We start from the raw sequence: 14315 nt of genomic DNA on the forward strand, positions 1-14315 counted from the left end.
GCCGGCGATCCGATCGTTCAGCCGGCGTCCGCCGGCGGCAGATGGCCGGTCTTCACCCAGAAAACGGCGCCGCTCTCCGAACTCACGGCATGGCCGCTGCCGGGCGGCAGGCGCAGCCAGTCGCCGGCAATATAATCCCGCTCGCCGTCCGAGAGCCCGCCCTCGATCAGGAATACCTCCTCGCCGCCGGGGTGCTCGTGCCCCGGTACCCGGGAGCCGGCCGCCATGCGGTAGAGCGCCACGCGCTCGCTGTCGTGGGCGTGCAGGGGCAGTCGCTCGACGCCCTCGACGCCCTCGGCGGCAATCGCCTCCCAGGCGCCGTGGTGCGTATCGACCACCACGCGCTCCAGGTCGTTGTCGGCGAACTGGCGCAGCTTCACCAGCAGCACGCAGCCGTCGGGGCTGGCGGGCGCATGGGAGGAGCCCGGCGGATTGCGCACGTAGGTGCCGGCCGGGTATTCCCCGTGTTCGTCGGCGAATACGCCCTCCAGCACCAGGAACTCCTCGCCCTTGCCGTGGGTGTGTTCGGGAAAGCGGCTCGCGGGCGCATAGCGCACCAGGCTGGTGGCCCGTGCCACCTCGTCGCCGACCCGGTCGAGCATGCGCCGCTCCACTCCCGCCGTCGGCGATGGCACCCAGTCCATTTCGCTGGTCCGCTCGAAGGCGGGCGCGGCGAAATCCGCATTGACTCGCATGGGCAGTCTCCGGAACGAGAAGGGCCCCTGATCCTGCGATCAGGGGCCCCGTTTGGCAAGTCGCCGGACTTCGGATCAGAACGAGTATTCGGCCTCGAAACCGATGATCCGGCCCTTGTTCAGCGGCGAGAACGTGGCGTTCGGCCCCGGCGTGATACCGAAGACCGCCCCCGCCAGCGGGCCGCCGGCGAAGATGTCGGGCAGCTGAGTGTCGCCGCCGATGGTCACCTCGTCCTTCAGGTTCTTGCCGTAGACGGAAAGCTTCAGGGCACGATCCATCAGGTACAGCGAGATGCTGGCATCCAGCATGTCGGCCTCCTTCAGCAGCCCCTCGTTGTTATCCGTATACGGGGCCTGGTCGCGGTGGTTGAAGCTCACCAGGGCGTTAACCGCCATGCCGTTGCCGATGTCGCGGTCGTAGATCAGGCTGGCACCGTAGGACCACGGCGCGAGGCGCGGGATGTCGAGCGCCTCGTCCTCCTCGTTTACCTCGCCGTCGCCGGAGATGTCGAAGCGCACCTCGTCGTACTGGCCGTCGACGTACCCCGCGTTGACCGTGGCGGTGAGGCTGTCGGTCACGAACGCGCGAGCCTCGAAGTCGAAGCCCTGGATGGTCGCGTCCGCCGTGTTGTCGATGATCTGGATGACACCCGCCTCGTTACCCGGCAGGTTCACCTCGCGCTGCAGGTCCTCCAGCTTGTTGTAGAACACCGCGGCGTTCATGCGGACACGGCCATCGAACAGGTCCGTCTTCACACCGAGCTCGAAGGAGTCCTGGGTCTCCTGGTCGAAGGGCCCGGGCGAGGCGGTAGGCGACGTGTTACGCAGGTTGTAGCCGCCGCTGCGGAAGCCGCGCGTGTAGAAGCCGTAGACCTGGGTCACGTCGTTCGGCCGCCACTGGAAACCGATCTTCGGCGTGAAGGCGTCCCAGCTTTCGTCGTCCACCAGGTTGTAGAAGCTGCAGCCGTTCTCGATGGTGCAGGCCGGCGTGCCGCCCGGGGTCGGCAGGCCGAGGGTCGCGATCTGCACGTCCTTGTCCTCCGAGCTGTAGCGGGCACCGAGATTGATGGTCCAGCGCTCGCTCAGCTGCCAGTCCACCTGGGTGAACACGCCCCAGGTCGACTGCTCCTGGATGCCGCCGCCCACGATCTGGTTGGTGCCGAAGATGAGGTTGCGCTCCTCCCGGTAATCCAGGTCCTGGGTCAGGTAGTACAGGCCGCTGGTGACGAAGAAGTTGCCGAAGGCACCCGAGTACCTGAGCTCGTTGGAGATCTGGTCCTGCTGGGTCAGCGCGCGGGAGTGGAACAGGAAGAACGGCGAGGCGTCGATGTCGCCGGCCGACAGGCTCTCGTAGTCGCGCCAGGCCAGGATGTTGACGATCTCGCCGTCGCCGAAGGCCACGTCGAGGGTGGTCTCCAGGATGGCCTGGTCCCACTCGTTGTCGTAGGAACCCGGATAATCGATGGAGAAGTCGAAGCTGTCCCGGCTGAACAGGCCGCTGTTCTGGGATGCGGGGCCATCACCCTCGCTGCGACCGTTCTCGGTGCGCAGCAGGAACTCGAGCGCGTCCGTGGCACGCCACGTCAGCCCGGTGCGGATGAGCGTGGTATCCGCCTCGCCGAAGTCGCTGCCGTCGAAATCATTGGTATGCCAGCCGCCGTCCTTGTTGTGGTAGACGGCGATCTTGCCGAGCAGATTGCCCGACTCGCTAAGCGGACCCGTGAACACGCCGGACGTGACGACGTTGTTGCCCGTCTCCACCGCTCCCTTGACCTTGACCGAGAGTTCCTCGGTGGGCCGGCTGGTCTGCATCAGCACCGCTCCGCCGGTCACGTTGCGGCCGAAGAGGAGCCCCTGGGGCCCGCGCAGCACCTCGACGGCCTGCAGGTCGAAGGTATCGAACACGACGCCGCCATTGATGCCGTAGTACATGCCGTCGACGAACACGCCGACGGTGGGATCGATGGACGGGATGGAGCTGTTGATGCCGAGGCCGCGGATGGAGAAGTTCGCCACGCCGCGGGTGGTGCCGATGTCCTCGAGCTGGACGTTGGGTATGCCGTAGCCGAGTGCCTTCAGATCGCGCAGATAGAGCGCGTCGATCTGTTCCTCACCGAGTGCCGTGACGGCCACGGGGACGTCCTGGACCTCCTGACCACCGGCACGTTTCGTCGCAGTGACGATGATCTCCTCGACGAAGGCTTCCTGTGCCCCCTGGGCCTGCGCGAGCGTAGCCGCGCCGGTCATACCGGCAAGTGCGAACGCTGCGGTCGCCCACCGGGCGATACCGGATATTCCGTGTTTCACGATTTCTCCCCCTGTGATGTCTGCACGTGCCGAAGCCGGCGCGCGGTCTTGCGCAGCGCGGCAATCGGCCGTGGCCGGACGCCGGCTGCCAACCAAGCATAGCGACGGCCGCTCCACGCGGTCAAGATAATTGTCGGCTTGCCGCAACAATCCGATCCGCGTGGGCCCGGCGTGGAGGCGTTGTCCAATAAATCCCGGCTATCCAGGATCGCTGGCGAGGGGCAGTTTCCGTTGATGTACAATGGAAGCGGCACAGTCGCGGGCAGACCGCCACGGCACTCGCGGGCGCATGCCAATTCTGTTGCTTTGGGGCCACAGCCGGCAGGCACCGGCCCCGCCGCGGGAGCGGAGACCTCATGACCGAAAGACTGTTCGAGCAGGACGCCAATCTTAAGGAGTGCACGGCGACCGTAGTTGCGGCGGACGAGGACGGAATCGTGCTCGACCGCACCGTGTTCTATCCCCTCGGCGGCGGCCAGCCCGGCGACCGGGGCAGGCTGGAGACGGCCGCGGGCGAGCGCATCGGCATCGTCGATACCCGCAAGGGCGAGGCCGGTGCCATCCGCCACGTCCCGGCCGGGGACGCCCCACTCCCCGCGCCGGGCGAACAGGTGCGCGCCGTGATCGACTGGGAGCTGCGCTACCGCCACATGCGCATGCACACCTGCCTGCACCTGGTGGGCGCCGTGATCCCCCACGGCGTCACCGGCGGCAATATCAGCGCCGCGAAGAGCCGGCTCGACTTCGACATGGAGGAGACGCTGGACAAGGAGGCCGTGACGGCTGCGGTGAACGCCCTCATCGCCGGGGATCACGAAGTGCAGTCCCGCTGGATCACGGGCGAGGAGCTCCGCGACCAGCCGGAACTCGTGCGCACCATGTCGGTCTCACCGCCCATGGACGCCGGGCACATCCGGCTGCTCGAGATCCCGAACGTCGACCTGCAGCCCTGCGGGGGCACCCACGTGCGGCGGACGAGCGAGATCGGTCCCATCCGGGTCAGCAAGATCGAGAAGAAGGGCCGGCACAACCGGCGCGTGAACATCGTGTTCGCGGACGCCTGAACGACGCGACCCCGCCGCGTCGCGGCCTTCCATCATCCACGGACACCGAAGAGGCAACATGTACGCACGAGGTCTGCTCGCATTTACGACCCTGATGATCGCGGCCTGCGGCCAGGACTCCGGCACCGCCACCGGCGCCGGAACGGCGCCGCCCGCGGCAACCGACGAGCCTCCCGCCGTCGGCAACCCGCTGCTCGCCGACTGGGACGCGCCCCACGGGGTGCCGCCCTTCGACCGCATCCGCGCGGAGCACTACCTGCCGGCCCTGCGCGAGGGCATGCGCCGGGAGCGCGGGGAGATCGAGGCCATCATCGCCAACCCCGAGCCGCCGACCTTCGCGAACACCGTCGAGGCGCTGGAGCGCGCGGGATCGTCCCTGGAACGCACGGCGCGGGTCTTCTACGCCGTGAACTCGGCTCACTCGGACGAAGTGATCCGGCAGACGGCGAAGACCATCGCCCCGGAGCTCTCGGCCCACGACGACGACATCCTGCTGAACCCGGCCCTGTTCGAACGCATCGACGCGCTCTGGCAGGGTCGGGAAGACCTCGAGCTGGATGCCGAGGCGCTGCGGCTGCTGGAGGAGACCCACAAGGAGTTCGTCCTGGCCGGCGCGGCACTGGACGACGAGGCCCGCGCGCGGCTCAGGGAGATCAACAGCCGGCTCGCCGTGCTCGAGGAGGACTTCCAGCAGAACGTGCTGGAGGAGACCAACCGGTTCGAACTGCTGGTCACGGACCGGTCGGACCTCGGCGCGCTGCCGGCGAGCCTGGTCGCCTCCGCCGCGGCGGAGGCGGAGCGCCGCGGCCACGACTGCGAGGACTGCTGGGTCTTCACGCTGCAGCGGCCGAGCATCGAGCCGTTCCTGGAGTACTCGCCGAACCGGGAGCTCCGGAAGCAGATATTTACGGGCTACGCCCTGCGCGGCGACCGGGGCAACGAGGCTGACAACAATGCGATCGTCACCGAGATGGTGGCGCTGCGCGCCGAGCGGGCCCGGCTGCTCGGCTTCGACAATCACGCCGCCTCGGTGCTGGTGGACCGGATGGCGCAGACGCCGGAGCGCGTCTACGAATTGCTGGACGAGGTCTGGGAGCCGGCGCTGGCCATGGCGAAGCGCGAACGGGATGCGCTGAGGGCGATGCTCCGTGCCGACGGCATCGACGGCGAGCTGGAGCCCTGGGACTGGCGCTACTACACGGAGAAACTGCGCAAGCAGCGCTACGACTTCGACGAGCAGGCGCTCAGACCCTGGTTCGAGTTCTCCGCCGTTCGCAGCGCGGCGTTCGAGCTGGCGGGCCGGCTGTTCGGCCTGACCTTCGAGGAGCGCCCGGACCTGCCGCGCTGGCACTCGGACCAGCAGGTGTTCGAGGTGTTCGACGCGGACGGCTCCCATCTCGCCATCCTCTACATGGACTGGTTCGCCCGGGAGAGCAAGCGCGGCGGCGCCTGGATGAACGCGCTGCGTCAGCAGTCGGACATGGACGGATTCGTGACACCGGTGGTGACCAATAACTTCAACTTCCCGGCGCCGGCGCCCGGCCAGCCCGCCCTGCTCCGCTACTCCGAGGCGGAGACCCTGCTGCACGAGTTCGGCCATGCGCTGCACGGCATGCTCTCCGAGGTGCGCTATCCGTCACTGGCCGGAACGAGCACGGCGCGTGATTTCGTGGAGCTGCCCTCGCAGGTGATGGAGAACTGGCTCGGCGAACCGGAGATGCTGAAGACCTTCCGTCACTACGAGACCGGCGAGCCGTTGCCGGACGAGCTGATACGCAAGATCCAGACGACGGCGAAGTTCAACCAGGGCTTCCGCACCGTGGAGTACATGGCGGCGTCCTATCTCGACATGGCCTACCACATGCTGGAGCCCGGCGCGGAGGTGGTGCCCGAGCAGTTCGAGCGCGCGGAGATGGAGCGTATCGGCCTGATCGACGACATCATCCCCCGCTACCGCAGCACCTATTTCCGGCACATCTTCTCCAGCAGCTATTCCGCCGGCTACTACAGCTATCTGTGGTCCGAGGTCATGGACGCCGACATCTTCCAGGCCTTCCGGGAACAGGGGCTGTTCGACCGGGAGACGGCTGCGGCCTTCCGCGAGGAGATCCTGTCGAAGGGCGGCACGAAGCCGGGTCTCGAGTTGTTCCGGGCCTTCCGCGGGCGCGATCCGGTCATCGAGCCGCTGCTGGAGCGGCGCGGGCTGCTGCCGGAAAGGCCGCTGGCGCCTTAGAAAAAAAAGGAAAAAAGCCGGGCCATTGCTGGCCCGGCTGCGGCGCACCGCGAGAGGCGCGAATACGGTCCGGGGGAGGCTGGACCGCATCGTGTCCGGCGCAGGTGCCGCGAGTCTCAGCGGCCCTGGCTGCCTCGGGCGGCCACGGTCGCCTCGATGTTCATGGCGACTGCCTCCCGGCCCGGCGCCAGTTCCGCGGCTTTCTCGAACTGCTTGCGCGCGGCCTCCAGGTCGCCGGTCAGGTAATGCCAGGCACCCAGGTTGTTGTAGTCACTCCAAGTGGCGTAGCGGTTCTCGGCCGCGAGCCTGCAGGCCTCGCCCGCCAGCTCGTAGTCTTTCTGGCGCAGGTGGGCGTTGCAGAGGGTCGCGTAAGCCCGGTTGCGGGCGTACTCGCCCCGCAGCCGATCGATGCGCGGCGCGATGAGGCCCACCGCCCGTTCGGTGTTGCCGGCCGCCAGCGCCACCTCGGCGCGCTGTACGAATTCCGGCGTCGTCTGCAGGTCCAGACCTGCCGCCGCCGCGTCCGTGGCGCCGAGGGCGCCGGTCAGTGTCAATGCCAGTGCGGCCAGTTGTGTTGCGATGCTCATGGGTATCTCCCTCTCGATGAACCGTGGGGATACGGTATGGATTACGCATACGCATAGCAATAAAGAAAAAATATAATTACTATTCATTTATGAATAGCACGACCTCGCTGCGGGGCTGGGGCGACATCCGCCTCTTCCTCGCCATCGTGGAGCACGGCAGCCTGCTCGCCGCCTCCGAACACCTGTCCGTATCCCAACCCACGCTCGGCCGCCGCCTGGCCGCGATGGAGAAGCGCATGGGCGTGCCTCTGTTCGTGCGCACCGGCCGGCGCATGCAGCTCACGGACACGGGCCGGTCCATCCTGGAGAACGCGCAGCGCATGGAACGGGAGATGCTCGCCATCGAGCGCGCCGTGGACGTGCAGTCGAAGGGACTCGCCGGCGAGGTGGTGATCACCGCCACGGAAGGCACGGGCACGGAATGGCTGCCGCCGGAGCTGACCGAATTCCGCCGGCGCTATCCGGATATCACGCTCAATATCCGCGTGGACAGCCGCACCATGGATCTGCTGCGCCGGGAGGCCGACATCGCGCTGCGCCTCGGCGAACCGAAAGAGCCCGAGCTGATCGGGCGGCGGCTCGTCACGGTGGGCTTCGGGCTGTATGCGGCGCCTTCCTATCTGGAGCACGCGCCGCCGCTCGAGTCGCTCGACGATCTCGCGCACCACGATCTGATCGGCCTCGAGCAGGCCGGCAGCCCGGCACACCTCGTCCCCGGCGACGAGCTCGCCCATCTGCCGACCGGCCGCTTCGTCTTCACCACCAACAGCGCGGCCGCGCAGATGTCCGCCGCCCGGGCCGGCTACGGCATCGCCGTGCTGTCACACCGCTGGGTCGCCATGCAGGGCGGGCTGGTGCCGTTGCTGGCCGGCACGAACCTGTTCGAGGCGCCGATGTGGCTGCTCACCCACGAGGAACTCCGTCACAGCGCCCGCATCCGCGCCGTCTCCGACTTCCTCACCGAGCGGGTGCTGGCGAACAAGGAACAGTTCGAGGGCGGCAAGGCCGCCTGACACCACGTTCTTTCCTGGCCGCCCTGCTGGGGTCGTCCGGGCCGACTGGAGCCAGGACGGCGGGAAGGAGGCCCGGCCGAAGTGAAGGAGGACAGGACGTCCGACTGAGCGTCCCCAGTAGTCCACCCCAGCCGATGGCGGGCCTACGCCAACAGAAAGCCCGGTCGGGCCTGAAGGCCCTCCTACATTGGTGTCAGCGGAGCGGCACGCCGCGGCCCGGTGACCAGGGTACCCCGGCGCCGTCCAGGCGTTCCTTCAGACCCGCCAGTTCCACGTCGATCAACTGGTCCAGTGCCTGCTTCACCTCCGCGAACTCCGCCTCCGCGATCTCCAGACTCGTGCGCTGGGTGCCGGTCGGGCCGTAGGCATTCCTGGTATTACCGAAGCCGGCCACGTTCAGGCGGCGCGCGATGGAGACCGGTTGCGCATCACCCATCTCGGCGCGTTCGCCGTGACCGCTGAGACGCACGCCAAGGCGCCGGGCGCGTTCCTCGATGCCCTGGGCCGTGGCGTAGAGCGCCGGATCCGCCGTGGAACGGGTCAGCACGTCCTTGATGGCGCCGGTCTCGGTGGTCAGCGCCTCCACGGCGGCCACGGCGGCACTGACCGCACGGCCCAGTTCGGCGACGCGGCGGTCGAAGCGCACACGCTCGCTCTGGGCCGGACCCTCGAGCACGGGCTCGCGGATGGAATTGACGCGGAAGCCCTGCGGTTCACCCAGGGTCTCGACGCGGCCGTTGACGCGCCGGGCCAGGGTCACCGAGTACTCGCCCGGCTCCGCCAGCACGCCGTGGCGGATCTCCCAGGGGGCAGGCTCCTCGTCGCTCTGCGGCTCCCAGCGGCTGAGATCCGGGTAGCGCAGGTCCCAGGCCACCCGGTGGAATCCCGCCTCGGCCGGCGCCTCGATATGACGCACGACTTCGCCCGCCGCGTCGCGTACCGTCAGCCACACGGCCGGCGGCTCCTCCAGTTCCTCGTCCAGCACCGCATCCCAGTCCGGGAACGGGATCGGCGCTCCCTCCAGCTTCAGTTCCTTCTCCCGCTCCTGACGTTGCTCCTCCCGGCTGCGGATCTTCTCCGGCAGGTAGTAGGTGAACACCGCGCCGAACGGAGGATTCGGCGCCACGAAGAAGCTGGCGCCCTGGAAGGCCTGGCAGCCCGGGGTGCCGCAGCCGAGGGGGTCGCGGGGCACGTACCAGGCGGCGTCGCGCACGGGGAACAACACCGTCTCTTCGGCGAGCGTCTCCCCGCTCAGCTCGCGCAGCGGTGAGTAGTCGTCGAGCACGAAGAAGCCGCGGCCGAAGCTGGCGGCCACCAGGTCGTTCTCCCGCCGCTGGATCTCGAGATCACGGAAGGAGATCGTGGGGATGCCGCCGTCCAGCTCGGTCCAGTTGCCGCCGCCGTCCACGGTGAAGAACAGCCCGAGCTCCGTGGCCGCGAACAGCAGGTCCGGGTCCACGTGATCCTGGATCACCCGCCAGACGATGTGACGGTCAGGCAGGCCGTCGGCGATGCTGCGCCAGCTGCGGCCCCGGTTGGTGCTCTTCAGGATATAGGGCTGGAAGTCGCCGGCCTTGTGATTGTCCACCGCCACGTAGACGGTGTCCGGGTCGTGCAGGTCGGCCTTGATGTCGTTCACGTAGAAGTAGTCGGGGACGCCGGGCAGCGAGTCGATCTCGCGCCAGGTCTCACCGCCGTCCTCGGTCACCTGGATGAGCCCGTCGTCGGTGCCCACGTAGATCAGTCCCTCGACCAGCGGCGACTCGTCCAGATTGGCGATGGTGCTGTACTTCGACATGGCGTACAGATCCCAGGGCGCATCGAAACTCCAGCGCGTGCCCATCATCGGCTGGCGCAGCCGGTCGATGTCGCGGGTGAGGTCGCCGCTCAGGGCCTGCCACTCGTCGCCGCGGCTGTCGCTGCGCCAGAGCCGCTGGCTGCCGACATACAGCCGGGCCGGATCGTGGGGACTGATCAGGATGGGGGCATCCCAGTTGAAACGCTCCTCCGGCTCGCCGCGCGCGGGCTGGGGCTGGATGTAGACCGTCTCGCCCGTGCGCCGGTCGTAGCGGTTCAGGTTCCCCTGCTGCCACTGCACGTAGACGATGTCGGGGTTGGTGGGGTCGGCCTCCGGCTCGTGGCCGTCGCCGCCGAGCGCGACGAACCAGTCGGAGTTGGTAATGCCGTGGACGTTCGCGGTGCGCGCCGGGCCGCCCTGGGTGGAGTTGTCCTGGGTGCCGCCGTAGATGTTATAGAAGGGCTCGTCGTAGTCCACGGAGACCTTGTAGAACTGGGTGATCGGCAGGTTCGCCGCGTAACGCCAGTTCTCACCCAGGTCGAAGCTCTCGTAGATGCCCCCGTCCGTGCCCACGATGAGATAGTCGGGGTCGTCGGGCCGGAAGGCCATGGCATGATGATCGACGTGCTTGGCGTCGAAGCCCATCTTCGTGAAGTTCTCGCCGCCGTCGTGGGTGACGTGCAAGAACACGTCCATCTGGTAGACCCGGTCGAAGGCGTGGGGACTCGCGAACAGTTCCTGGTAGTAGTGAGGGCCGGTGCCGCTGGAGAGATAGTCGTTGCGCTTCTCCCAGGTCTCGCCGCCGTCCCCGGAACGCCAGAAGCCGCCCGTGCGGCGCGCGAGTTCGATGGTGGCGTAGACCACGTCCGGGTCCTGGGGCGAGATGGCCAGCCCGATCTTGCCCATGTCCTCCTCGGGCAGGCCCTCGGTGAGTTCCCGCCAGGTCTCGCCGCCGTCTTCGGACTTGTGGATGCCGCTGCCCGGGCCCCCGTTCATGAGCGCGGCCACGTTGCGATAGCGCTGCCAGGTGACCGCGTAGACCACATCCGGGTCGCGCGGGTCGAGATGCACCTCGTTCGCGCCCGTATACTCGTCGTCGCCCAGCAGCCGCTCCCAGGTCTCGCCGCCGTCGACGGACTTGTACAGGCCCCGCTGGCCGCCGGCCGACCACAGCGGCCCCTGGGCGGCCACCCAGATGACGTTCGAGTCCCGCGGGTCGATGCGGATCATGCCGATGTGCTCGGAGCGCTCCAGACCCATGCGCTCCCAGGTCTCGCCGCCGTCCCGGCTGCGGTACAACCCGTCGCCGTAGCCCACGTGGCGTCCGCTCACGTTCTCGCCCGTGCCCACCCAGAGCGTGTCCGGATCGTTGGGATCGAGAGTGATGCAGCCGATGGAATAGGATGGCTGGTCGTCGAAGATCGGCTCCCAGGTGGTGCCCGCGTTGGTCGTCTTCCACACGCCGCCGCTGCCCACCGCCACATACCAGATGCTCGGGTCCTCGGGGTGCAGCACGATGTCCGCAATGCGCCCGGACATGAAGGCGGGTCCGATATTGCGCAGCTCCAGACCTTCCAGGGTCGGCGCGTTGAGTCCCGGCTCGACCTCCTCGTCGGAGGCGTCCGCCGCGAAGACGGCGAGTGGGAGCAAGAGGGAAGCAAACAGCAGTCTGGCGGACATCTTCATCATCCATCCTTCGGTGGCTGGGCCGGATTTCCGCCCGGCGGAAGGCCGGACGGACTGGGTGAAACACTATGCCATAACCGGCGGCGCCGGTTCAGCGGAAGCGGATGTCCAGGCACTCCGCGAGCACGCGGCGCAGCGCCGGCAACGAGCCCGGGTCCAGCACGTTGATGGCCGGCACACCGCTCAGCTTGTGCACCAGCGCTATCGCCGCGCTGGTGCTCGTGGCGGGCCCCATGACCACGTCCGGGCGCAGGCCGAACGCATGCTCGACGCCGGTGACCGCATAGGGATCGGAGGCGCACAGGACGGCGCAGCGAATCCGCTCGCCGAGCTCGTCGATCGCTGCCGCGCCGTTGTAGGGCTCCAGCGGCGAGGCGCCGGCTTCCACCACCACCACGTCGGGCCGGCGCCGCGCGATCCGCCCGAGCAGCGGCCGGATGGCCGCCAGGAATACGTCCTCCGGCACCACGGTGGAAGGCAGGCCGGCGTCGACGAAGTCGAACACCGCATCGGCACCTGCGTCCTGGAAACTCAGCACGTCGCGGTAGCGGCCCGCTCCCGTGAGCTTCACGCCGACCACGTCGCGGCCGGTATTCGCCAGTTCGTGGACGATGACGCGTCCCGCGGTCGTCTTGCCGGCCGACATGGACGTGCCGTAGAGCAGCACCACCGGGCACTCGAGGGGCTGCGGCTCGGCCGGTTCGACGAAGTCCCCCATCGCGAGCTTGCGGCCGTCCCGCAGCACGTGTCCCCGGTACTCCAGCGAGAGCGGCCGGGGCAGCATGAGCGAGAGCGAGACGAAGCGTCCGAACAGGCCGGCGCCGGTCATCGCATGCATCTCGTCGCCCTCGATGTCGCGCCAGCTGCCGACTCCTTCCAGCGTGGCCTCCCGGTTGCCGAAGGCGCCCACCACGAGATCGCCCGGCAGCACCCGCACGTGCCGGCCCGTGGCGGTCTCGATCTCGTACAGCGGGCCGGGCGTGCCGGTGACGGCGCCCACCACGTAGTCGCCTCCCGCCCAGGCCGTATGCGGGAGACGTTCGATGGCGAACGGCTCCACGTCGAGGTCCGCGATGCGGGTCAGGCTGCCGAGGAACAGGCCGGTCATGCCGCGTCTCCCCCGGCGATGTCCGGTGCGAGGAGCAGGGAGCCCAGCAGTGCGGTGCGCTCCAGCGTGCGGTCGAGGTACAGGAACTCGTGCTCGGCATGGGCGCCGTCGCCGACCGGGCCGAGTCCGTCCAGGGTGGCGGTGTACAGACTGGTGGTATTGCCGTCGGAGCCGCCGCCGGCGCGGGCCTCGGTGAGATGGAGTCCGAGCGCCTCGCCGTGGGCCCGGGCCGTCTCCCACAGGGCACGGTTGCGCGGCGTCGGCTCCAGCGCCGGCCGGCCGAAGCCGCCCTCGGCGCGGATGCGCACGCCCGGCGTCACCGGCTCCAGACTCCGAATGGCCGCATCGATCCGTTGCGCATCGTCATGGGTCGGCACGCGGACGTCGATCACCGCCTGACTGAGCGGCGCGATCACGTTGGGCCGCATGCCGCCGTCGACGGTACCCACGTTCACGGTGACGCCCCGCTGCGCATCGTTCAGCGCGAACAGTTTCTGGATGACGTGGGAGAGTTCCAGGATGGCGCTGGCACCGCCCTCCGGATCCAGTCCCGCGTGGGCCGCCTTGCCGTGAACGGTCACGGTGTAGCGCGCCACTCCCTTGCGCGCCGTCTTCAGCTGCCCCTCCGCGCCCAGCGAGGGCTCCAGCACGTAGGCGCGCCGGGCGATGCGCGCGAGCCGGCGGACGTGGCGGCCGGAATCGCGGCTGCCGATCTCCTCGTCGGCATTCACGAACACCACCGGCGTCAACGGCGGCTCGAGACCGAGGGCGCGCAGGGCCGCCAGCGCGAAGACGATCTGCGCGAGCCCGCCCTTCATGTCGAATACGCCGGGCCCGCGGATGACGTTGCCGTCCACCTCGAACGGCCGCTCGGCCAGCGTGCCGACGGGCCAGACCGTATCGTAGTGACCGATCAGCAACTGCACTCCGGCGCTGCGCCGCCGGTGGCGCGGCCGCGCGTAGAGATGCCCTCCGGTCTGCCGGCCGTGCAGCGGCTGCGTGCGGTAACCGAGTTCTTCAAGGCCGGCGGCGAGCAGGGAGCGCACCCGCCGCTGGGTCTCGGGCACGGACGAGGGGGACTCCGCCTCGACCAGGTCGCGCAGGAAAGCGATGAGCCGGTTCCGCTCGGTCTCGAGCTGCGCCAGGATCTCGGGTCCACGCAGCCGGTCCATCGCCTATTTCTTCATGTCGGCCGGGAACGGGAAGGCGTTCGAAGCGTCGATGCTCGCGAAGCGCCCGGGGTGGAGATAGGCGAACAGGGGCGCGTCGCGGATCAGCTCCTGGTCGTCGCGGTCGGAGGCGCGCAGCGCGGCGGCGTCGATCCGGGCGGCGACGATGCGGCCGGTGACCAGGCTGTTGACGCCGAAGTCGTCGTAGGTGCGGTGGTGCTCGCATTCCAGGAACAGATACGCATCCTCGATGAACACGCCGTCGACCTTCTCCGCCGGAAACGTGGTGAACGCATCCAGCACCGGCTTGTCCCCGGAGTCGCACCGGGGCGAGGCGGCCAGGCCGGCGAACAGGACCTGGGACGGTCGCGGGTAGCTGACCGTAAAGACGCCCGTGCGGCGGATGTTGCGATACGTGCTGTGGGACGGCGTGCAGACGAAGCCGAAGTAGTTCTCCCAGCCCATGGGGCTGACCATGTGCTTTGGCGCGAGATCCGGGCTGCCGTCCTCGTCCCGGGTGCCCACCAGCACCAGCGGCGCCACCGTGAAGCAACGTTCCCAGACGGGGCGCGACACGTCCAGCGTCACGAGCCGGCTGCGGGGTGCGTCTGTCATCCCGACCTCCCTCGGGTGTCCGCAAGAGGCTGCCTGCAAG

Annotated in this window: 10 protein-coding genes; 3 read left to right on the forward strand and 7 right to left on the reverse strand. The window is 68.6% G+C overall.

All coding sequences use genetic code 11. The features are described 5' to 3' along the window. Positions 1 to 17: 17 nt before the first annotated feature. A complete protein-coding gene (locus tag ACJMK0_RS10930) occupies positions 18 to 695 on the reverse strand; it encodes a cupin domain-containing protein (protein WP_405238321.1) in 678 nt (225 codons plus the stop codon). A 75-nt stretch (positions 696 to 770) separates the two neighbouring features. Next, positions 771 to 3002, reverse strand: a complete 2232-nt coding sequence (locus ACJMK0_RS10935) for a TonB-dependent receptor (RefSeq protein WP_405238323.1) — start codon at positions 3000 to 3002, stop codon at positions 771 to 773. A 356-nt stretch (positions 3003 to 3358) separates the two neighbouring features. Between ACJMK0_RS10935 and ACJMK0_RS10940 the strand changes: the two genes are divergently transcribed. Beyond that, positions 3359 to 4066, forward strand: a complete 708-nt coding sequence (locus ACJMK0_RS10940; RefSeq protein WP_405238325.1) for an alanyl-tRNA editing protein — start codon at positions 3359 to 3361, stop codon at positions 4064 to 4066. A gap of 58 nt (positions 4067 to 4124) precedes the next feature. Then, positions 4125 to 6299: a M3 family metallopeptidase gene (locus tag ACJMK0_RS10945; RefSeq protein WP_405238327.1), complete on the forward strand. Its 2175-nt coding sequence runs from the start codon at positions 4125 to 4127 to the stop codon at positions 6297 to 6299. A 116-nt stretch (positions 6300 to 6415) separates the two neighbouring features. Here the strand turns inward: ACJMK0_RS10945 and ACJMK0_RS10950 are convergent, their stop codons facing one another. Further along, a complete protein-coding gene (locus ACJMK0_RS10950) occupies positions 6416 to 6886 on the reverse strand; it encodes a tetratricopeptide repeat protein (RefSeq protein WP_405238329.1) in 471 nt (156 codons plus the stop codon). A gap of 89 nt (positions 6887 to 6975) precedes the next feature. On the opposite strand from ACJMK0_RS10950, the gene ACJMK0_RS10955 reads away from it, so the two are divergent. After that, a complete protein-coding gene (locus ACJMK0_RS10955; protein ID WP_405238331.1) occupies positions 6976 to 7899 on the forward strand; it encodes a LysR family transcriptional regulator in 924 nt (307 codons plus the stop codon). Between the two features lie 193 nt (positions 7900 to 8092). Here the strand turns inward: ACJMK0_RS10955 and ACJMK0_RS10960 are convergent, their stop codons facing one another. From ACJMK0_RS10960 to ACJMK0_RS10975, 4 genes are all read right to left on the reverse strand, one after another. Next, positions 8093 to 11383: a VPS10 domain-containing protein gene (locus ACJMK0_RS10960; RefSeq protein WP_452233286.1), complete on the reverse strand. Its 3291-nt coding sequence runs from the start codon at positions 11381 to 11383 to the stop codon at positions 8093 to 8095. Positions 11384 to 11474: 91 nt separating this feature from the next. After that, positions 11475 to 12491, reverse strand: coding sequence for a hypothetical protein (locus tag ACJMK0_RS10965; protein ID WP_405238335.1), 1017 nt, complete (start codon positions 12489 to 12491; stop codon positions 11475 to 11477). Next, the gene (locus ACJMK0_RS10970; RefSeq protein WP_405238337.1) at positions 12488 to 13663 is read right to left on the reverse strand and encodes a M20 family metallopeptidase; all 1176 of its coding nucleotides are present in this window, start codon (positions 13661 to 13663) and stop codon (positions 12488 to 12490) included. The genes ACJMK0_RS10965 and ACJMK0_RS10970 overlap by 4 nt, the downstream gene beginning before the upstream one ends. A gap of 3 nt (positions 13664 to 13666) precedes the next feature. After that, positions 13667 to 14275 carry a flavin reductase family protein gene (locus tag ACJMK0_RS10975; RefSeq protein ID WP_405238339.1) on the reverse strand — a complete coding sequence of 203 codons (609 nt, stop codon included), beginning with the start codon at positions 14273 to 14275 and terminating at the stop codon, positions 13667 to 13669. Between the last annotated feature and the right edge of the window lie 40 nt (positions 14276 to 14315).

It is taken from the genome of Lentisalinibacter orientalis, assembly GCF_040706535.1.
Taxonomy (GTDB): domain Bacteria; phylum Pseudomonadota; class Gammaproteobacteria; order Steroidobacterales; family Woeseiaceae; genus Lentisalinibacter; species Lentisalinibacter orientalis.